Here is a 19,187-nt window from a genome sequence, read left to right on the forward strand (position 1 = left end):
CAACCGGGACCAAGCCTTGCGCAGAAGCTGAGCAAGAGATCGCCAAAAGTGCCTGTACAACTGCATGCACTTATGACACGGTCTAGCCATCGGGGAAATCCCGCCTCGCATGGAACCTTTGCCGAATGCGCGACCATGTCCTTGGGCTCGACCACATCGTCATCGCCGTGAGCAATCTCACGGTGTCGGCCGAGCGTTGGCAGGCCCTCGGCTTCACGGTTTCGCCGCGCGGCCTGCACAGCGACTATCTCGGCACCGCCAACCACACGATCATGTTCGAGGACGACTATGTCGAACTCCTCGGCGTGCTCGCCGCGACCGAATTCAACGCACCGACGCGGGCCTTCCTGGCTGACGGCGCAGGGCTGGAACGCCTTGCCATGCGTACCGACGACGCCGAGGCCGGGCTCGCCGCGCTGAAGCGCGACGGCTTCGAGGGCAGCACCGGGCCCTTCGAGTTCCGCCGCCCCGTCGATCTTGAGGGCGGCCGCACCGGCGAGGCCGGCTTCCGCATCTTCCAATGGCCGCTTGAACCGGCGCCGGGTGGGGCACGCCTGTTCGCCTGCCAGCATCTCACCCGCGAGACGGTCTGGCTGCCGAGCCTGGTCGAACATCGCAACGGCGCCCGCGCCCTGAAGCGTATCGAGATCGTCGCCACCGATCCGCGTGCCGAGGCCGAGCTCTGCGCCCGGCTGCTGTCGCTTTCGGTCGGAGAGCGTGGCGGCGCCTTCACGGTCGCGATGCGGCCACGCGGAGCGGATCTCGTCTTCGTCGATGCCACGCGCTTCGCGCAGCGCTGGGGCCGCAATCCCGGCGACGCGCTTGCGCCCTGCGGCGTCGTACTCGCCTGCGACGACTTCGCCCGCGCGCAGCCCTTCGCGGAATGGACCGGCCCGGGGGGCCTGCCCTGCGCCGCCGTCGACGGGGCTCTGATCGGCTGGGAAACGGCACCACGCCGGCCCGACTGACCGGCGGCCAGACAGAATTTCACAAGCAACCGCAATAATGGAGGGGACTATGACTGCAGGACATCCGACCCGGCGCCATCTGCTCGCCAGCGCCGGCGCCCTTGCGCTGGCGGCCGCCTTGCCCGCCGGCGCCTTCGCCCAGGAGCCGAAGCGCGGCGGCACGATTACGGTGCACATGCCGCAGGAGCAGCGCATCCTGAACCCCGCCCTGCGCGCCTCGACGGGCGTCTATGTCATCGCCTCCAAGATCATGGAGCCGCTGGTCGACCTCAACGAGAAGGGCGAGCTCGAGCCGATGCTGGCGACGAGCTGGGAAGGCTCGCCGGACGGCAAGACCATAACCATCAAGCTGCGCGAAGGCGTGAAGTGGCATGACGGCAAGCCCTTCACCTCGGCCGACGTCCAGTACACCGCGATGGAGCTGTGGAAGAAGCACCTGAACTACGGCACGGCGCTGCATTCGGCCCTCGAGGCGGTCGACACGCCGGACGCGCATACCGCGATCTTCCGCTACAGCCGCCCGATGCCGATGGACCTGTTCATGGGCGCGGCGCCGGACCTCGGCTACATCGCGCCCAAGCACATCTACGAGGGCACCAACATCCTCGACAACCCGGCAAACGTCGCCCCGATCGGGACCGGGCCGTTCAAGTTCGCGCAGTATGAGCGCGGCCAATACGTCATCGCCGAGCGCAACCCGGATTACTGGCGCAAGGGCTATCCCTATCTCGACAAGATCGTCTGGCGCTTCATCACCGACAAGGCCGCCGCGACCGCCGCGATCGAGGCCGGCCAGGTCCATATGAGCAACTACTCCTCGCTGCCGCTGGCCGATATCGACCGGCTCGGCAAGGATCCGCGCTTCGAGGTCTCCTCGCGCGGCAATGAGCGCCAGCCCTTCCAGAACACGATCGAGTTCAACCTGCGCCGCAAGGAGCTCGCGGATGTGCGCGTGCGCCGCGCCATCATCCACGCGGTCGACACCGACTTCTTCATCGAGAACTTCCTGTACGGCAACGGCAAGCGCGCCCATGGGCCGATCCCGTCCGTCTCGACCAATTTCTACAAGCCGGGCGCGCCGGACTATGCCTTCGACGTCAAGAAGGCGAATGCGCTGCTCGACGAGGCCGGCTTCAAGCGCGGCGCCGGCGGGGTGCGCTTCTCGCTGAAGATGCTGAGCCCGCCCTTCGGCGAGGACATCCCGCTCTGGTCGACCTTCATCCAGCAGTCGCTGCAGCAGGTCGGGATCAAGGTCGAGCTCCAGCGTCCGGACGCCGCGACCTATCTCACCGCCGTCTACCGCGACTGGGATTACGACCTCTCGACCGGCTGGCACATCTATCGCGCCGACCCGGCGATCAGCACCATGGTCTGGTACCGCTCGGGCAGCCCGAAGGGCACCGCCTTCACCAACCAGTGGGGCTGGGTCGACCCCAAGGCCGACAAGATGATGGACGATGCGGCCTTCGAGATCGATCCCGCCAAGCGCAAGGCGGCGTATCCGGAGATCGTCAAGCTGCTCAACACCGAAGTGCCGCTGTGGATGGCGACGGAACGCCAGTTCATCTCGGTCACCAGCAAGAAGCTGAAGAACCACCACAACAATCCGCGCTGGCCGTCGAGCCACTGGGCGGATCTGTGGATCGAGTCCTGAGCGGACGCACCGGAGCGGCCTGTCCCTGGCGACAGGCCGCTCCGGGCCTGACGAACGCCTTTTGACAAGCACCGCTTGGCGATCTCGGATGGCCCGCCCCGTGCGGCCATCCCAGCTTGCTCGGCGCTGGAAGAGCACGCCATGCAAATTCTGAAGCTGGCCGGACGACGGCTGATGAGCAGCGTGCCGACGCTGCTCATCCTGCTCGCCGGTTTGTTCATCCTCCTGCAGTTCGCGCCCGGCGACACGGTCGACGCGCTGATGGCGCAGATGGGCGGCGGCGACCCGGCGCAGGCGGCGGAACTGCGGCGCTTCTACGGGCTGGAAGGCAGCGCCGCAGTGCGCCTGCTCGACTATCTCTGGCGGCTGGTCCGCCTCGATCTCGGCTTTTCCGCCATCTACAACAAGCCCGTCGCCACCGTGATCCTGGAACGGCTGCCGGCGACGCTGATGCTGATGTTCTCGGCGCTCAGCTTCGCCTTCTTCGCCGGCATGGTGCTCGGCATCGTCTCGGCACAGCGCGTCAACGGCTGGGCCGACACGCTGATCTCGCTGCTCGGGCTGCTGTTCTACGCGACGCCCTCCTTCTGGCTCGGCCTGATGAGCATCGTCGTGTTCTCGATCTGGCTGGCCTGGTTGCCGCCGGGCGGGCTCTACGAGATCGGCTCCGGCGCGACCGGCATCTGGCTGGTGCTCGACATCGCCCGCCATCTCGTCCAGCCGACGATCACGCTCGCGCTAATCTTCCTCGCCATCTATCTGCGCATCATGCGCGCCTCGATGCTCGAGGTCTCGACCCTCGACTTCGTGCGCACGGCGCGGGCCAAGGGCCTGACCCGCGGCGAGATCGTCCGCAAGCATGTGCTGCGCAACGCGCTCCTGCCGATGGTGACGCTGATCGGCCTGCAGGCCGGCACCATGCTCGGCGGCTCGGTGGTGATCGAAAGCGTGTTCTCGCTGCCCGGCATCGGCCGCCTCGCCTATGAATCCGTGGTGCAGCGCGATCTCAACACGCTGCTCGGCATCGTCTTCGTCTCCGCCATCATGGTCATCCTCGTGAACTTCATCGTCGACCTGATCTATGCGCGGCTCGACCCACGCATCGCGGCGGGAGCCTGAGCCATGAAGGCCCTCAAGCATTTCCTGATGAGCCCGGCCGCGATGTTCGGCCTCCTGCTCCTCGTCGGTATCGTCGGCCTCGCCCTCTTCGCCGACCTGCTCTATCCGCGTGATCCGCTCGGTCTCGCCGGCCGGCCGCTGCAATGGCCAAATCCCGCCGGCCGCTTCCTGCTCGGCACCGACGCCTCGGGCCGCGACATCGCCGCCCAGATCGCCCATGGCGCCCGCACCACCCTGCTGATGGGCGTCGTCTCGACCCTGATCGCGATCGCGATCGGCATCGTGGTCGGCGCCGTCGCCGGCTTCTATGGCGGGCTGACGGACGATGTGCTGATGCGCCTGACCGAGGCCTTCCAGACGCTGCCGAACTTCATCCTGCTGCTCGTCCTCGTCGTCGTGGTCGGCTCCAACATCACGGCGGTGACGATTGCGATCGGCGTCGTCTCCTGGCCGGCGGTGGCGCGGCTGACCCGCGCCGAGTTCCTGACGCTGCGCAACCGCGAATTCGTCCAGGCCTGCCGCACGCTCGGCCTGACCAATCGCTGGATCATCTTCCGCGAGGTGCTGCCGAACGCGCTCGCCCCGATCATCGTCTATGGCAGCGTCGTGATGGCGACCGCGATCCTGCTGGAAAGCGCCCTCGCCTTTCTCGATCTCTCCGATCCGAACATCGCCTCCTGGGGCAATCTGATCGGCCAGGGCCGCAAGGTGCTGCGCAGCGAATGGTATGTCTCGGCGATCCCCGGCGTCGCCATCCTCCTGACCATCCTCTCGGTCTCGCTGGTCGGCCAGGGGCTGAACGACGCGCTCAATCCGAGGCTTCGCAACCGATGAGCGCCGCTGAGATGAACGCCTCCGCCCCGGCTCCGCTCGTCCGGATCGAGGACCTCACCATCGCCCTGCCCAAGGGCGCCGACCGGCCCCATGCGGTCGAGAACCTGTCGCTGACCCTGAACGCCGGCGAGATCGTCTGCGTCGTCGGCGAAAGCGGCTCGGGCAAGTCGATGACCGCCTCGGCCCTGATGGGGCTGCTGCCGCCGATGCTGCCGATCCGCGGCGGCAGGATCATGCTCGGCGAGCGCGACATCGTCCGCCTGTCCGAGGACGAGATGCGGGCGATCCGCGGCCCCGAGATCGGCATGATCTTCCAGGAGCCGATGACGGCTCTGAACCCGCTGCGGACCGCCGGCGACCAGATCGCCGAGATGTTCCGCGCCCATACCGATCTGCCGAAGGCCGAGATCGAGGCGCGCGCCCTCAAGCTGCTCGACGAGGTCGGCATTCCCGAACCGGCCTCCGCCTATCGCGCCTATCCGCACGAGCTCTCCGGTGGCCAGCGCCAGCGCGTGATGATCGCGATGGCGCTCGCGCTCGAGCCGAAGATCCTGATCGCCGACGAGCCGACGACGGCGCTCGACGTCACCATCCAGGCGCAGATCCTCAAGCTGATCCGCGACATCCAGCGGCGCACCGGCATGTCGGTGCTGTTCATCACCCATGATTTCGGCGTGGTCGCCGAGATCGCCGATCGGGTGATGGTGATGCAGCACGGCAAGGTGGTCGAAAGCGGCAGCGCCGCGGCCGTGCTGGAGAACCCGCAGCACCCCTATACCAAGGCGCTGATCGCGGCCGTGCCGAGCCTGACGCCGCCGCCGCCGCGCACGCTGCCCGACCGCAGCATCGCGACGGTGAGCGATCTCTCCAAGACCTATCGCAGCGGCGGAGGCTGGTTCGGCCGCAAGCAGCGCGTGACCTATGCGGTCAAGTCGGCGAGCATCGCATTGCCGAGCCAGGCGACCCTCGGCATCGTCGGCGAATCCGGCTCGGGCAAGTCGACGCTGGCCCGCTGCATCGTGCGCCTGCTCGACCCGGACCAGGGCGCAATCGAACTCGACGGCGTCGATTTCGGCAAGCTCCAAGGCGAGAGCCTGCGGCGCCACCGCCATCTCGTCCAGATGGTCTTCCAGGACCCCTACGCCTCGCTCAATCCGCGCCGCACGGTCGGCGACCTGGTCACCCAGGGCCTGATCGCGCGCGGCACGAAGCATGGCGTGGCAATGGCGCGGGCCAAGGAGCTCTTCGCGCTCGTCGGCCTCGACCCCAGCGCCACCGACCGGCTGCCGCACGAATTCTCCGGCGGGCAGCGCCAACGCATCGGCCTCGCCCGGGCCCTGGCCCTCGAACCCAAGGTGCTGGTCGCGGACGAAGCCGTGTCGGCGCTCGACGTCTCCGTGCAGGCGCAGGTGCTCAAGCTGCTGGTCGAACTGCGCGACAAGCTCTCGCTCTCGATGATCTTCATCACCCATGACCTGCGCGTCGCGGCGCAGATCTGCGACCGGATCGCGATCATGCAGCGCGGCGAGGTCGTCGAGCACGGCGTGACGGCCGAGATCTTCGCCGCGCCCCAGCACCCCTACACCCAAAGGCTGCTCTCGGCCGTGCCGGGACGAGCCAACTGACGGAGCCTTGCGCCATGAGCGAAGTCCACGAACCCGGCGAGACCTTCGTCGTCCAGCCCGGCACCGCCACCAGCTTCTGGCAGCCCGTGCCGGCCAACGGCCATATCGAGGTCGCGCTCGACCCGTCCAAGGTCAAGATGGACAACCCGCTGGCCTTCGGCACCCAGACCGTGCCGCCCGGCGGCTATGTGCGCGAACACAGCCATGATCGCCATGAGGAGGTCATCTACTTCATCAAGGGCAAGGGCCGTGCCGTACTCGACGGCAAGGACGTCCCGGCCGTGCCCGGCACGGCGATCTTCGTCGGCAAGAGCCGCCGCCACATGTTCATCAACGACGGCACCGAGGATTTGCACTGGGTCTGGCTGATCGTGCCGAACGGTCTCGAGGACTTCTTCAGCCTGATCGGCCGCCCGCGCACTGCCGGTGAGCCCGCGCCGGAGAATTTCCCGCGCCCCGAGAACGTGCTCGAGATCGAGCGCCAGACGGTCTTCGCGGCGCAGCCCACCGACCAGCGCAAGCCCTGACGGAGACCGGCATGGCGAGCGAGCGGCGCCTCGCGCTGATCGGCTTCGGCACGATCGCGCGCGACATTCACGCCCGCCTCGGCGGCGAGGGCTTCGCCTTCGCCTGCCTGCTGCGACCGGGCTCGCCGAGCCGGGCGAGCCTGCCCGCCGGCGTCGCTGCGCTCGATGGCCTTGCCGAGCTGCTGGCCTGGCGCCCCGACCTCGTGGTCGAGGCGGCGGGCCATGCCGCCGTCGCCGAGAACCTTCCGCAGGTGCTCGCCGCCGGCATCCCGGCGCTGCCGGCCTCGACCGGTGCGCTCGCCGACGATGCCCTGCTCTTGCGCCTCGCCGAGGCTGCGCAAACCGGAAATGCCCGGCTGATCGTTCCCTCCGGCGCGGTCGGTGGCCTCGACTATCTCGCGGCGCTACGCGAGACGCAGGACGCTGAAGTCCGCTACACCTCGCGGAAGCCGCCAGCTGCCTGGGGACCGGAGCTCGCGGCGGCCGACCTCGCCGAGAAGGCCGCGCAGGCCGAGATCGTGCTCTACGAAGGCACGGCGCGCGAAGCCGCCAAGCTCTATCCGAAGAACCTCAATGTCGGGCTGACGATCGCGCTCGCCGTCGGCCATGACCGGCTCTCGGTCAGGATCGTTTCCGACCCGGCCGCAGCGGGCAACACGCACGAGATCGAGGCGACGAGCGCGCTCGGCACCGCGCGGATGAGCTTCGTCAACCTGCCGTCCCCGACCAACCCGAAGACCTCGGCCCTGACGGCAGCGAGCCTCACCGCCGCGATCCGCCGCCAGTTCGATCGCATCGCGATCTAGCCGGCAGGCAGGTGGAGAACGCCAGATGACCGTGCCTGTCTTGCCACCGCTCGCCGACCTCGTCCCGCCGCGGCTGCGACCGGGCCATGAACTGCTCACCGAAGGCGCCGTGATGGCGCGCGACTGGCAGGTCGGTCGCAATCTCTTCCTCGATACGGCGCAGGTCGCCTGCGAGGCCGACTACAAACGCCGCACGGCCGCTGAAGGCCGGATCATGCAGCACGCCCATATCGGCTTTCGCAGCGTCGAACGCACGCTCGAGGCGATCCGCAGCGTGCATGAGAGCTGTGCCGGGCGCGGCGTCACCGTCGACCGCTTCGGCATCACCCTCGACTGGTCGATGGGCTATCCTATCGCCGAGCGCGACAAGCGCCCGCGCGGCACCGGCATCGTGCTGACCGGACCGGAGGATTTCGCCCGCATCACCGGCGTCGTCCCGGCCGCGGCACATTTCGGCGATTTCATGCTTGGGCTGCCCGGCGCCGTCGAGAATACCCGTGCGGCCCTGGCGGCGGGCGTCACCACGGTCGGCAATCTCGGCCAGTACTTCACCTTCCGCCTGCCCGACTGGGACGACGACGTCGCGACGACCGAGGCGACCGTGACCGCGCTCGGCCTGATCGCGGCCCAGCCGGTCGAGGTGCTCGTCCATTCCAATCTCGACGACGGCTTCGCCGGCCTGTTCTCCGACATGAGCTCGGCGCTCGGCATGGTTCTGGTCGAGAAATACATCGTCGAGGAGCTGATCGGCGCCCGCGCCTCGCATTGCTACGGCCACCACTTCACGGCGCCGCTGGTGCGACTCGCCTTCCACCACGCACTGATGCAGGTGACCGACACGCCCGGCAGCATGATCTTCGGCAACACGGTCAGCTACAAGTCGACCCCGGCCGGCAATTTCGCCAGCCTCGCCAGCTATCTCCAGGCCGATATCTGGTCGCTGTGCCGGCAGCACAGCGGCCATGCCATCAACCCGGTGCCGGTCACCGAGAACGAGCGCATTCCCGACACCGACGAGATCATCGACGCCCAGACCTTCGCCGGAAAGCTGGTCGAGCATGCCTCCGCCAGCCTAGGCCTGATCGATCTCGCGCCGGTCGATGCGATGGCGGCAAAGCTCGTCGCCGGTGCGCGCCAGTTCCGCGACCGTGTCCTTGCCGGGCTTGCGCAGATCGGCGTCGACATCCGCGACCCCGCCGCCATCATGCTGGCTCTGCGCCGTATCGGCCCGCGGCGGCTGGAAGCGCTCTATGGCGTCGGGACGCAGGACCTTGCCGCCTGGGGTGGACGCCGCGCGCTTGTCGAGGCCGAATGGGTCGAGGAACTCCGCCACGAGACCGAAGCCTGGCTCGACAAGGTCGCAGCGCCGGTCCGCAACGGCATCGGCCAGGCGCGGCTGAAGGTCTGCGTCGCCAGCAGCGACGTACATGAGCACGGCAAAAGCCTGATCGAGCATCTGCTGACCCAGCTCAAAGCCGAGCCGGTCGATGGCGGCACCTCGGCCGATCCCGACGACCTCGTCGCCATCGCCCTGGCGAATGGCTGCGACGTAATCGCGATCAGCACCTATAACGGTATCGCCCTGCGCTTCGCGACCGAGGTTCTGGCGGCGCTCGAACGCGCCGGGGCCAGCCTGCCGGTCTGCATCGGCGGGCGCCTCAACCAGATCCCCGAGGATTCGAACTCCGGCCTGCCGGTCGACGTCACCGATGATCTCGCCAGGATCGGAGCCATTCCCTGCATCTCGCCAGAGCGCCTGGTCGCGGAGCTGAGCGCCTTGGCCGACCTCAACCGGGCTCGACCTGACCGGCGGACGATGTGACACGCGGCATCCGGGCCCGCATCGATGCGGGCCGGAGCAGACCGCCTATGCGCCGGTGAGCCTCAGCCCGACATCGGATCGAGGAAGAAGCGGTCGCTGCCCGCCTGCCCCCCCTTGAGGACGACCTCGACGCCATTGAGTTCGTCATCGGCCAGCAGAGCGCAGACATGGCTGGCCTGCTGGCCGCTGGAGGCCGCGATCTCGAGCGCATAGGCCCCGCAACTGCGCATCGCAAAGCTTGAACTGTCACCGCCGGCAAAGATGACGCGCCGCAGCCCCGCTTCGCGCACGGCCTGCCGGAACAGCTCGGCGAGCGCGAGGCCAACGCTGGGCGGGCGGGCGAGGTCGAAGGCCTGCGTGACCTCGCCGCGCGCGGTAAAGACTGCGGTCGAGCGGCCGGCGCGCAGGGCCGCGACCATCGCAGGAGCCACGGCCGCGACGGCGCGCTGCGCGTCGTCGCTGGAAGCCAGCCGCTCGATCGGCAGATGCAGCAGGGTCCAGCCCGCCGCTTCCGCCACCGCGAGCTGGACGGCGGTCTGGGCGGAGCAACTACCCGAGAGCACGAGCCCCGGGCCGCCCTGCACCCGGCCGGGCGACAGTTCCGCGCTGCGGCCAAGCTGGGCGGCGACCGCACCGCCGAGGCCTTGCGGGAGCCCCTGCGCCGCCAGACAGAACACATCGCGCCTTGCCGCGAGCTGCCAGATCGCGCAGCTGACATGGCCGAGCTGGGCATTGTCGACGGTATCGAGCACGACCGGGACGGCGCCGGCCCCGCGCTGCTCGATCAGCCGGGCGAGCGCCTCGCGATCCTGGCCGAGTTCCGGCAGCATGATCGCGGCCGTCGCCTCGACGCCGAGATTGGCGAGATGGCGGCGCAGATCAGCCTCGTTCATCGGTGTCGAGGGATGCTCGACCAGCGCCGGATTGCGATCGAGCCGCAGAATCTCGCCGCGATGTCGCGAAAAATGATTGGCGAAGGCGGTGTAGCGGCCGAAATCCGGCGTGGCGGGCAGCACCGGCAGCAAAGCCCCTGGCCAGACCTTGAGCGCTTCGGCGATCGCGACGGAAAAATTGCCGGTTTGCGGCGCGGAATCGAAGGTCGAGCAGATTTTGTACTGGTTGAGCCGGGTGCCGAGCGACCCGAACAGCCGGAACGCATCGCCGAGCAACACGCGCATCTGGTCGGGTGCGCGCGAACGGGCGACGCCGGCGATGCCGATGACGTCGAGTTCCGCCGCCTCGGCGCGGACACGCTGCGGATCGGCAGGCTCGAAGTAGAGCCGGCAGCGCAGGCCGTGCTTGTGGAACTGCGCAAGGTTCTCGGAGGCGCCGGTGAAATCGTCGCCGTAGAAGCAGATGGCCGGCCCGCTCATCTGCGATCGGCCTCGTCCTCTCGGGCTCCCATCTGCTCGAGAATCCTGCGGAAATGCTCCATATTGACCTCGGCGCCATAGGCCTCGCGCGCGCCGCCGGAATTGCGCGTCTCGATCATCGTGTACATGATCTCGTGCAGCCGCACCGTGTCGGCGAGCCCGCCATGGGCGTGCGAGCGGCGCAGCCAGCCCGAGACCATGGTCAGCACGAAGTTCGCCAGCGTCTCGACCAGCTCGTTCTTGGCGGCGCGGTAGATCGCGCGGTGGAAGGCGAGATCGGCCTCGACCGTCGCGTCGAAATCGATCGGATCGGCGCCAGCGAGCGGGCGCAGCCGCTCGATACAGGCACGCATCTCCGCGAGATCCGCCTCGGTCCGTCGCTGAGCGGCGAGTTCGGCGCAGGCGCGCTCGAAGAGCAGCCGCACCTCCATCAGCTTCTGCGGCGTCGTATCCTTCATGTAGATCTCGAACAGCAGAAGCTGGCCGAGGGAAGCCTGGGCGCCGGCGCTGACGAAGGTGCCGTGGCCGTGCTTCACGATCAGGACGCCGGCCGCCGCGAGCACCTTGACCGCCTCGCGCACCGGCGTGCGGCTCAAGCCCAGCTCCCGCGCCAGCTCCAGCTCCGGCGGCAGCTGGTCGCCCGGCCTGAGCGAGCCGTCGGCGATGCGCTGCTTGATGTGTTCGAGGACGAGCTCGAGGCGGCTGAGCTGCTTCTTGCCCCTGCCGTTCATCATGTCCTGGCGGCCTGTTCCGGCGTCCATGGTCTCACCTGCCTGCGGGCTGACCGGCCCGCTCTTTCGCCAAGACTTAGCTTGACAGCCTTTCAAAAGGCAAGACATCATACCTTTAACCAAAAGACGAGCCGTCAATGAGCGGCAAGCGGACAGGGTTGGAGACGCAATGACGGAGATCGCGCCGGAATTTGCCGGCCGGCTTGCCTTGGTCACCGGTGGAGCGCGAGGCATCGGCCGTGCCTGCTGCCTGCGGCTTGCAGCGGGTGGCGCGAAGATCGCGCTCAACTACGCCGCCAATCATGCGGCCGCAGCCGAGACCAAAGCGATGGTGGAGGCGGCGGGCGGCATCTGCGAGCTGTTCCAGGCCGATGTCGGCGACGAGGCCGCCTTTGCCGCAGCCGTGAACGCCGCAAATGAACGGCTGGGGCCGATCTCCTATCTCGTCGCCAATGCCGGCACCACCGGCCCGCGCGACCACTCCGAACTGACGCTCGACCAGTTCCGCGAAACGGTTCGCGTCAATCTCGACGGGGTCTTCATCGCCATCCAGCAGGTCAAGGACCAGATGCTGGCGCAGGGCTTCGGCAGCATTGTCTGCCTGAGCTCGATCGCGGCACTGCGACCGCGCTCGCGCCAGATCGACTATTCCGCCGCCAAGGCCGGGGTCGTCGCGATGATGCGCTGCTTCGCCGAGGCGCTGGCGCCGCATGTGCGGGTGAACGCCGTCGCGCCAGGGCTCACCGACACCGACATGCTCGGTCGCCTCGACCAGACCCTGCTGCCGACGCGGCTCGCGGCGATGCCGCTGGGACGCTTCGGCCAGCCGGCCGAGATCGCCGAGGGCGTCGCCTTCCTTCTCTCCGAGCGCGCCACCTTCATCACCGGCCACACGCTGGTGGTGAGCGGCGGCGACGTCATGGAACCGTGAGCCTTCATCGTACCAGAGACATCATACCTCATATCAATATCATGACCGAGATTCGCGCCCATTATCTGATCGAGACGCCGCTGCCCGTCGAACAGACGGCCGCCGCCATCGCCGGCGAGCAATCGACCGGCACCTTCATGAAGCTCGCCTCCGAGACCGATGCGGTGACGGCGCGGGCCGGCGCCCGCGTCGCAAGGATCGAACGCCTGGCCGAGGTCCCCGTACCGAGCCTGCCGGGCGTGCGGGCCTCCGGCCGGGCGCGCTATACACAGGCGCGCGTCGAGATCGCCTGGCCCTATGCCAATGTCGGGCCGGATCTGCAGACCCTGATGGCGACGATCTGCGGCAATCTCGGCGAGCTGAGCGAGCTCTCCGGCATCCGCCTCCTCGATCTGGAGTTGCCCGACGATTTCGTCCGCGCCTTTCCCGGCCCGCGCTTCGGCATCGCCGGCACGCGCGAACGCCTGCGCCTCGACGGGCTTCCAGCCATCGGCACCATCGTCAAGCCGAGCATCGGCCTGCTGCCGGAGGACACGGCTCAGGTCGTCGCGGAGTTCGCCGAGGGCGGCATCGACTTCATCAAGGATGACGAGCTCAGCGCGAACCCGCTCTTCGCCCCGCTGGAGCAGCGCATCGCGGCAGTGATGGGCGCAATCGAGCGCCATGCCGACCGCACCGGCAAGCGCATCATGTTCGCCTTCAACATCACCGGCGACCTCGACCAGATGCGCCGCGGTGCCGAGGCGATCCTGAAGGCCGGCGGCGACTGCGCCATGCTCAGCCTCAACTGGGTCGGAACGCCGGCCGTGCTGGCGCTGCGCCGCGAGTTCCCGCTCTTCATCCATGGCCATCGCAATGGCTGGGCACTGTTCTCGCGCGCGCCGATGCTCGGCTTCGACTATCGCGTCTACCAGCTCATCCACCGTCTCGCCGGCGTCGACCACATCCATGTCAACGGCCTGCGCAACAAGTTCGCCGAGAGCGACGAATCGGTTCTGGCCTCGGCCCGCGCCTGTCTGACGCCGCTGAACGAAGCCGATCCGCGCATCATGCCGGTGCTTTCGAGCGCGCAGACCGTGCTCCAGGTCCACGACACCTACGCCGCGCTGCGCACCACCGACCTGATCTACGCCTGCGGCGGCGGCATCGTCGGCCATCCCGACGGCATCGCCGCCGGCACACGTGCGCTGCGTGCCGCCTGGGAAGCGGCACGCGCCGGCATTCCGCTCGCGACGGCCGCCAAGGAGATGCCCGCTCTGAAACGCGCGGTCGAGACCTTCGAGCGGCACGCCAAATGACCGCTGGTTCTGGAACTCATCGGAGACGAAAAGCAGATGTCTAGGCGCCTGGAGAACAAGATCGCGCTCGTATTCGGCGCAGGCTCGGTGGGCGAGGGCTGGGGCAACGGCAAGGCCTCTGCCGTGCTCTACGCCCGCGAAGGCGCCAAGGTCGCCTGCGTCGACCTCAACCTCGCCGCCGCCGAGCGCACCAAGGAGATCATCGAGAGCGAGGGCGGCACCGCGCTGGCGCTCCAGGCCGATGTCGTCAATCTCGATCGCGTGCGCGAAGTCGTCGACACCGTGAAGTCGACCTGGGGCCGCATCGATGTGCTGCACAACAATGTCGGCATGAATATCGAAGGCGGCCCGGTCGATATGACTGAGGAACAATGGGATCGCGTCATGGACGTGAACCTGAAGAGCATGTTCTTCACCTGCAAATGCGTCTTGCCGATCATGGAAGCGCAGGGTTCCGGTTCGATCGTCAACATATCGTCATTGGCCTCGATCCGCTGGATGCACTTCAACTATATTTCGTATTACGCTTCGAAGGCAGCGGTGAACCACTTCACCCGGGCAATTGCGATGCAATATGCCGAGAAGGGCATCCGGGCGAATACCGTGCTGCCTGGTCTGATGGACACGCCGCACATCTACGAGGCGATGAAGGCGCATTACACCGACTTCACTGAGATGCAGCGCAAGCGTGCCGAGGTGACGCCGATGAAGCGCATGGGCGAGGGCTGGGACATCGCCTATGCCGCGCTCTTCCTGGCCTCGGACGAATCCAAATACATCACCGGCATCGACCTTTGCGTCGATGGCGGCCTGCACTGCAAGACGCATTGAGGGGCGGGCCGTGACGACCAGCTCCCAAGCGCAGAAGATCGGCTTCATCGGCCTCGGCGTCATGGGGCGCCGCATGGCGCTCAATCTACGCAAGGCCGGCTTTCCCCTCGCCGTGCACGACTTCGACCGCGCCGCCGTGGCCGAACTGGTCGCGGCAGGCGCGAGCGATGCCGGCTCCACCGCGGCGACCGGCGCCGCCGACATCGTCATCACCATGCTGCCCGACACGCCGGACGTCGAAGCCGTCGTGCTGGGCGAGGGCGGGCTCGCCTCTGCCATGCGGCCGGGCAGCGTGCTGATCGATATGAGCTCGATCTCGCCAATGGCAACCCGGGCCATGGCCGAGACGCTGGCGGCGAAGGGTGTCGCCATGCTCGATGCCCCGGTCAGCGGCGGCTATCAGGGCGCCGAGAACGCGACGCTGTCGATCATGATCGGCGGCGACGCCGCGGTGCTCGAACGCTGCCGTAAGGTCCTGGAGGCGATGGGCAAGACCATCAGCCATATCGGCGGGCCCGGTGCCGGCCAGGTCTGCAAGGTCTGCAACCAGGTCGCGGTCGCCATCAACATTCAGGCGGTCGCCGAGGCGATGACGCTGGCTCGCAAGAACGGCGTCGACCCGGGCAAGATCCGCTCGGCGCTGCTCGGCGGCTTCGCCCAGAGCAAGGCGCTCGACCTGCACGGTCAGCGTGTGCTCGACGGCAATTTCGCCGCCGGCTTCCGCGTCACGCTCCAGCGCAAGGACCTGAAGCTGGCACTGGAGAACGGCAGTGCGACCGGCACCGCCCTGCCGGCTACGGCGCTGATCCAGCAGCTCTACGGCGTGCTTTCGAATACCGGCCGCGCCGATCTCGACAATTCCGCGCTCGCCCTCCTGATGCAGGAAATGTCGGGCCTTGGCGGGGAGCACGGCTCATGAGCGCCGCACAGCCCGATTTCGTCATGCTGCGCGAGATCGTCGCGACGATCGGCACCCGCCGCGTCGTCGCCGTCGATACGATCGCGCATCTCAAGCCCGAGGACGCCGGTCAGGTGGTGATGACCGGCTCGCATGGCGGCATCAGCTCCGGCGAATATGCCGGCAAAGTACCGATCGCCGCCGTGTTCTTCAACGATGCCGGCATCGGCAAAGAGAATGCCGGCATCGCCTCGCTGCCCTATCTCGAGGCGCGCGGCATCATCGCCGGCACCGTCTCGCACGACAGCGCGCTGATCGGCAACGCGCTCGAGACCTGGCAATCGGGCCTGGTGTCCGCCCTCAATCCCTCGGCGGAAAAGGCCGGGTTCGCACTCGGCGAGCCGGTCGGCCAGGCCGTGCGCCGCATTTTCGGAGGCCGGCCATGAGGAACGAGACCGTCGCCGAGATCGCCGGCCATCGCGTCGTGCTGATGGATTCGATCTCGCTGATCGCGCCGCAGGACAAGGGGGCGATCATCATTTGCGGTTCGCATGGCGGGCTGATCTCGGGCGCCTTCGCGGCGCTGCATCCGCCGCATCTGGTCGTCTTCAGCGACGCCGGCGGAGGCAAGGCCGGCGCCGGACGTGCCGCGCTCGCAATGCTCGACGCCAAGGGCATCGCTTGCGCCACCACCTCGCATGACACGGCCCGGATCGGAGACGCGCAGGATGCCTGGCTGAGCGGCGTGCTCAGCGCCGTCAGCAATACTGCGCGGCAGAAGGGCCTCGCGGTCGGCCAGAGCGTCAAGGAAGCCGCGGAGGTCGCCGGCAGCACATGACCCGGCCATCGCAGCGTCGTGGCCGATAAAAACAAGAAAACGCGAGCAAAAGCCGAAACAGGCAGGAAAAATCAACACAGGGAGGACTACCAATGCTCAAGAACAAGCTGACGGCATCTGTCCTGGTGCTCGGAATGCTGCTTGCCGCCCCGGCGGCGAAGGCCCTCGATCTCAGCTTCGCCATGCACACCTCGCCGCCGGGACCCGAGTTCCAGGCGGTCGACAAGTTCGTCGAACTGGTCAAGGAGCGCAGCAAGGGCGAGATCAACGTCAAGATCTTCCATTCGGCCGTGCTCGGCGGCGAGCGCGACAATCTCGAACAGCTGACGGTGAACGAAGTCCAGATGACGCTGTTCGGCGACACGCTGCCGAATGTCGTCGCGCCGCCCTATGCCGCGACCGTCGTGCCCTTCGTGTTCCCCGGACCGGAAGAGATCTTCGAGTTCTGGGCGAGTTCGGCCGGTGCCGAAGGCAAGAAGCTCATCAAGGACAAGGCCAAGCTCGACCTCGTCGCCTTCTTCCGCCGCGGCGACCGCCACCTGTCCGCCAAGAAGCCGATCAAGACGCCCGACGACCTGAAGGGCCTGAAGCTGCGCGTGCCGGAAATTCCCTCCTGGGTCCGGGTCTGGTCCGAGCTCGGCGCCCGGCCGACGCCCGTCGCCTGGCCGGAAGTGTTCAGCGGCCTGCAGATGGGCGTGATCGAGGCACAGGAAAATCCTTGCTTCAACATCAACCAGGCCAAGCTCTACGAGGTCCAATCGCACCTGATCTATACGGCGCATGTCCCGGCCGTCTGGCACTGGACGATCAGCTCGCGCTTTCTCGACAGCCTGAGCCCGGCACTGCGCGAGGCCGTCGTCAGCTCGGCCGTCGATGCCGCCAAATATGGCGACGAAATCACCAAGCAGCAGATCGACGGCGTCTGCAATGCGCTGGTGGAAAAGAACAAGATGACCGCGATCAAGGTCGACCGCGCGCCCTTCATCGCCAAGGCTCGCCCCGCCATCGATGAACTCTCGAAGAATTGGGCGCCGAGCGTCGTTCAGGCCGTCTCCAAATACCTGAAATGAGCGCGCGCCGCGGCGAGGGGCGCCTGCTTCTCGTCGCGGCCCGGAATCTGAGGCAGCCTGGAGAATGTGATGGCCCCGGAAAAAGGTATCCGAAGGACGATCTATCTCGTCTTTGAAACACTCGCGATTTCTGCATTCCTGATCATGATCACGTCTTCGGTACTGCAGGTGTTCTTCCGCTATGTCCTGAATGCGCCGCTGCAATGGACGGAGGAGCTGGCACGCCTCACCTGCGTGCTCACCACCTATTTCGGCGGCGTCGTCATCCTGATGAATCGCGAGCATATCCGGGTCGACATCATCGACGGCTATGTCTCCGGACGCTCGGCCGATGCCGTGGCCATGCTCGTCGACCTCCTGATCTCCTGGTTCCTGCTCTCGGTCGCCTATGGCTGCTGGCTGCTGACCAACGCGACCTGGGAGACCTACACGGCGACCATGGACTGGTTTCGCACGGGCTACATCTACGCAGCCGTCGGCATTTCGATGCTCGTCATGACCTTCCTGCTGCTGCTCGACATGTTCGAGCGGGCGATGCACATGGCCGGCCGCGCCAAAGGAACCACATCATGATCCTGGCGCTTTTCATCGGCGGCCTGCTCGCTCTCTTCGTGATCGGCATTCCCGCAGCCTTCGCGCTCGGCCTGTCCTCGCTGATCGTCACGCTCGTGGAGCGCGGCATCAACGGCATCCCCTACACCATCCTGGCCCAGCGCATGGTCTATGGCGTCAACAGCTTCCCGCTGCTGGCGATCCCGTTCTTCATCCTGGCCGGCAAGATCATGAATACCGGCGGCATCACCGACCGCATCTACGAGTTCGCCGATCGCATCGCCGGCCACATGCGCGGCGGCCTCGGCCAGGTCAACATCGCCGCCTCGATCATCTTTTCCGGCATGTCCGGCTCGGCGGTCGCTGACGCGGTCGGCGTCGGCCAGGTCGAGATCCGGGCGATGCGGCAGGCCGGCTACCCCGACGATTTCTCGGTCGGCGTCACGGCGGCCTCGGCGACGATCGGCCCGATCATTCCGCCCAGCATCCCGCTGATCATCTATGCCGTCGTCGCCAATGTCTCGGCGACCGCGCTGCTGATCGCCGGTATCCTGCCCGGCCTGCTGATGGGCGTCCTGCTGATGATGCTGGTCTGGTGGCAGGCGCATCGCCGCCAGCTGCCGACGCAGAAATGGCTTGGCTTCGCGGCGCTGGTCCGCAGCTTCTTCAGGGCGCTCCCGCCGCTGTTCACGCCCGCCATCATCATCGGCGGCATGATGAGCGGCGTCTTCACCCCGACAGAGGCCGCTGCCATCGCGGCCGTCTACGCGATCGTCATCGCCATGCTGGTCTATCGCGAGATTACCCTGGCGCAACTGTTCCAGGTTCTGCGCGAGACCATGCGCGAGACGGCCGTCATCATGATGATCCTCGCGGCCGCCGCGCTCTATGGCTGGCTGCTGGTCTTCACCCAGATCCCGCAGCAACTGGTCGCACTCGTCGGCGGGCTCGATCTCTCTCCGGTCACGCTGCTGCTGGCGATCAACATCTTCCTCCTGGTCATCGGCCTGTTCATGGAGACCAATGCCGCGATCACCATCTTCACGCCGATGCTGCTGCCCCTGGCGGTCGCGGTCGGCGTCGATCCCGTGCATTTCGGCATCATGATGGTGCTGAACCTGATGATCGGGTTGCTGACCCCTCCGGTCGGCATGGTGCTCTTCGCCGTCGCGAAGGTCGCGGACGTACCGATCAACAAGGCACTGGTGGCGGTCGCACCGTACTATGTGCCGCTGGTGGTCGCCTTGCTGCTGATCACCTACTTCCCGGAAATATCCCTGATCCTGCCGCGGCTTCTGCTGAATTAGGCA

General features: G+C 67.1%; 19 protein-coding genes. 17 read left to right on the forward strand and 2 right to left on the reverse strand.

What is annotated here, in order from left to right; genetic code table 11:
• Positions 1 to 125: 125 nt before the first annotated feature.
• The 8 genes from ACWGRX_RS10925 (at position 126) to ACWGRX_RS10960 (ending at position 9,355) form a co-directional block, all read left to right on the forward strand.
• Positions 126 to 968, forward strand: coding sequence for a VOC family protein (locus ACWGRX_RS10925; protein WP_452117561.1), 843 nt, complete (start codon positions 126 to 128; stop codon positions 966 to 968).
• A gap of 49 nt (positions 969 to 1,017) precedes the next feature.
• Positions 1,018 to 2,622: an ABC transporter substrate-binding protein gene (locus ACWGRX_RS10930; protein ID WP_291638676.1), complete on the forward strand. Its 1,605-nt coding sequence runs from the start codon at positions 1,018 to 1,020 to the stop codon at positions 2,620 to 2,622.
• Between the two features lie 141 nt (positions 2,623 to 2,763).
• Positions 2,764 to 3,741, forward strand: a complete 978-nt coding sequence (locus ACWGRX_RS10935) for an ABC transporter permease (protein WP_316020696.1) — start codon at positions 2,764 to 2,766, stop codon at positions 3,739 to 3,741.
• Positions 3,742 to 3,744: 3 nt separating this feature from the next.
• On the forward strand, positions 3,745 to 4,575 hold the full coding sequence (locus ACWGRX_RS10940) for an ABC transporter permease (RefSeq protein WP_291638674.1): 831 nt from the start codon (positions 3,745 to 3,747) through the stop codon (positions 4,573 to 4,575).
• Between the two features lie 11 nt (positions 4,576 to 4,586).
• The gene (locus ACWGRX_RS10945) at positions 4,587 to 6,200 is read left to right on the forward strand and encodes an ABC transporter ATP-binding protein (protein ID WP_452117562.1); all 1,614 of its coding nucleotides are present in this window, start codon (positions 4,587 to 4,589) and stop codon (positions 6,198 to 6,200) included.
• Between the two features lie 14 nt (positions 6,201 to 6,214).
• Positions 6,215 to 6,727, forward strand: coding sequence for a cupin domain-containing protein (locus ACWGRX_RS10950; protein WP_452117563.1), 513 nt, complete (start codon positions 6,215 to 6,217; stop codon positions 6,725 to 6,727).
• A gap of 11 nt (positions 6,728 to 6,738) precedes the next feature.
• On the forward strand, positions 6,739 to 7,533 hold the full coding sequence (locus tag ACWGRX_RS10955) for an aspartate dehydrogenase (RefSeq protein ID WP_452117564.1): 795 nt from the start codon (positions 6,739 to 6,741) through the stop codon (positions 7,531 to 7,533).
• Between the two features lie 25 nt (positions 7,534 to 7,558).
• Positions 7,559 to 9,355: a cobalamin-dependent protein gene (locus tag ACWGRX_RS10960; protein WP_452117565.1), complete on the forward strand. Its 1,797-nt coding sequence runs from the start codon at positions 7,559 to 7,561 to the stop codon at positions 9,353 to 9,355.
• A 62-nt stretch (positions 9,356 to 9,417) separates the two neighbouring features.
• Here the strand turns inward: ACWGRX_RS10960 and ACWGRX_RS10965 are convergent, their stop codons facing one another.
• Positions 9,418 to 10,728 (reverse strand): four-carbon acid sugar kinase family protein, encoded by a 1,311-nt coding sequence (locus ACWGRX_RS10965; protein WP_452117566.1) that lies wholly within the window; start codon positions 10,726 to 10,728, stop codon positions 9,418 to 9,420.
• Positions 10,725 to 11,489: a FadR/GntR family transcriptional regulator gene (locus ACWGRX_RS10970; protein ID WP_452117567.1), complete on the reverse strand. Its 765-nt coding sequence runs from the start codon at positions 11,487 to 11,489 to the stop codon at positions 10,725 to 10,727. The genes ACWGRX_RS10965 and ACWGRX_RS10970 overlap by 4 nt, the downstream gene beginning before the upstream one ends.
• A 139-nt stretch (positions 11,490 to 11,628) precedes the next feature.
• Between ACWGRX_RS10970 and ACWGRX_RS10975 the strand changes: the two genes are divergently transcribed.
• From ACWGRX_RS10975 to ACWGRX_RS11015, 9 genes are all read left to right on the forward strand, one after another.
• Positions 11,629 to 12,390: an SDR family NAD(P)-dependent oxidoreductase gene (locus tag ACWGRX_RS10975; RefSeq protein WP_452117568.1), complete on the forward strand. Its 762-nt coding sequence runs from the start codon at positions 11,629 to 11,631 to the stop codon at positions 12,388 to 12,390.
• A gap of 41 nt (positions 12,391 to 12,431) precedes the next feature.
• Positions 12,432 to 13,688 (forward strand): ribulose-bisphosphate carboxylase large subunit family protein, encoded by a 1,257-nt coding sequence (locus tag ACWGRX_RS10980; RefSeq protein ID WP_452117569.1) that lies wholly within the window; start codon positions 12,432 to 12,434, stop codon positions 13,686 to 13,688.
• A gap of 36 nt (positions 13,689 to 13,724) precedes the next feature.
• On the forward strand, positions 13,725 to 14,519 hold the full coding sequence (locus ACWGRX_RS10985) for an SDR family NAD(P)-dependent oxidoreductase (protein ID WP_291638665.1): 795 nt from the start codon (positions 13,725 to 13,727) through the stop codon (positions 14,517 to 14,519).
• 10 nt (positions 14,520 to 14,529) lie between these two features.
• The gene (locus ACWGRX_RS10990; protein ID WP_452117570.1) at positions 14,530 to 15,438 is read left to right on the forward strand and encodes an NAD(P)-dependent oxidoreductase; all 909 of its coding nucleotides are present in this window, start codon (positions 14,530 to 14,532) and stop codon (positions 15,436 to 15,438) included.
• On the forward strand, positions 15,435 to 15,863 hold the full coding sequence (locus tag ACWGRX_RS10995; protein ID WP_452117571.1) for a hypothetical protein: 429 nt from the start codon (positions 15,435 to 15,437) through the stop codon (positions 15,861 to 15,863). The genes ACWGRX_RS10990 and ACWGRX_RS10995 overlap by 4 nt, the downstream gene beginning before the upstream one ends.
• Positions 15,860 to 16,255, forward strand: a complete 396-nt coding sequence (locus tag ACWGRX_RS11000; protein WP_291638662.1) for a hypothetical protein — start codon at positions 15,860 to 15,862, stop codon at positions 16,253 to 16,255. Before ACWGRX_RS10995 ends, ACWGRX_RS11000 begins: the two co-directional genes overlap by 4 nt.
• 92 nt (positions 16,256 to 16,347) lie before the next feature.
• On the forward strand, positions 16,348 to 17,325 hold the full coding sequence (locus tag ACWGRX_RS11005) for a TRAP transporter substrate-binding protein (RefSeq protein WP_291638661.1): 978 nt from the start codon (positions 16,348 to 16,350) through the stop codon (positions 17,323 to 17,325).
• Positions 17,326 to 17,394: 69 nt separating this feature from the next.
• Positions 17,395 to 17,898 carry a TRAP transporter small permease gene (locus ACWGRX_RS11010; RefSeq protein ID WP_291638660.1) on the forward strand — a complete coding sequence of 168 codons (504 nt, stop codon included), beginning with the start codon at positions 17,395 to 17,397 and terminating at the stop codon, positions 17,896 to 17,898.
• Positions 17,895 to 19,184, forward strand: coding sequence for a TRAP transporter large permease (locus ACWGRX_RS11015; protein ID WP_291648139.1), 1,290 nt, complete (start codon positions 17,895 to 17,897; stop codon positions 19,182 to 19,184). The genes ACWGRX_RS11010 and ACWGRX_RS11015 overlap by 4 nt, the downstream gene beginning before the upstream one ends.
• The last annotated feature ends 3 nt before the right edge of the window (positions 19,185 to 19,187 follow it).

The sequence above is a fragment of the Allobosea sp. NPDC055594 genome (genome assembly GCF_053618995.1).

Coding starts and splice junctions, on each gene's coding strand:
- ACWGRX_RS10930 (WP_291638676.1), top strand. CDS start 1,018: ATGACTGCAGGACATCCGACCCGGCGCCATCTGCTCGCCAGCGCCGGC.
- ACWGRX_RS11010 (WP_291638660.1), top strand. CDS start 17,395: ATGGCCCCGGAAAAAGGTATCCGAAGGACGATCTATCTCGTCTTTGAA.
- ACWGRX_RS10970 (WP_452117567.1), bottom strand. CDS start 11,489: ATGGACGCCGGAACAGGCCGCCAGGACATGATGAACGGCAGGGGCAAG.
- ACWGRX_RS10980 (WP_452117569.1), top strand. CDS start 12,432: ATGACCGAGATTCGCGCCCATTATCTGATCGAGACGCCGCTGCCCGTC.
- ACWGRX_RS11000 (WP_291638662.1), top strand. CDS start 15,860: ATGAGGAACGAGACCGTCGCCGAGATCGCCGGCCATCGCGTCGTGCTG.
- ACWGRX_RS10925 (WP_452117561.1), top strand. CDS start 126: ATGCGCGACCATGTCCTTGGGCTCGACCACATCGTCATCGCCGTGAGC.
- ACWGRX_RS11005 (WP_291638661.1), top strand. CDS start 16,348: ATGCTCAAGAACAAGCTGACGGCATCTGTCCTGGTGCTCGGAATGCTG.
- ACWGRX_RS10975 (WP_452117568.1), top strand. CDS start 11,629: ATGACGGAGATCGCGCCGGAATTTGCCGGCCGGCTTGCCTTGGTCACC.
- ACWGRX_RS10950 (WP_452117563.1), top strand. CDS start 6,215: ATGAGCGAAGTCCACGAACCCGGCGAGACCTTCGTCGTCCAGCCCGGC.
- ACWGRX_RS10995 (WP_452117571.1), top strand. CDS start 15,435: ATGAGCGCCGCACAGCCCGATTTCGTCATGCTGCGCGAGATCGTCGCG.
- ACWGRX_RS10955 (WP_452117564.1), top strand. CDS start 6,739: ATGGCGAGCGAGCGGCGCCTCGCGCTGATCGGCTTCGGCACGATCGCG.
- ACWGRX_RS11015 (WP_291648139.1), top strand. CDS start 17,895: ATGATCCTGGCGCTTTTCATCGGCGGCCTGCTCGCTCTCTTCGTGATC.
- ACWGRX_RS10945 (WP_452117562.1), top strand. CDS start 4,587: ATGAACGCCTCCGCCCCGGCTCCGCTCGTCCGGATCGAGGACCTCACC.
- ACWGRX_RS10960 (WP_452117565.1), top strand. CDS start 7,559: ATGACCGTGCCTGTCTTGCCACCGCTCGCCGACCTCGTCCCGCCGCGG.
- ACWGRX_RS10940 (WP_291638674.1), top strand. CDS start 3,745: ATGAAGGCCCTCAAGCATTTCCTGATGAGCCCGGCCGCGATGTTCGGC.
- ACWGRX_RS10965 (WP_452117566.1), bottom strand. CDS start 10,728: ATGAGCGGGCCGGCCATCTGCTTCTACGGCGACGATTTCACCGGCGCC.
- ACWGRX_RS10935 (WP_316020696.1), top strand. CDS start 2,764: ATGCAAATTCTGAAGCTGGCCGGACGACGGCTGATGAGCAGCGTGCCG.
- ACWGRX_RS10985 (WP_291638665.1), top strand. CDS start 13,725: ATGTCTAGGCGCCTGGAGAACAAGATCGCGCTCGTATTCGGCGCAGGC.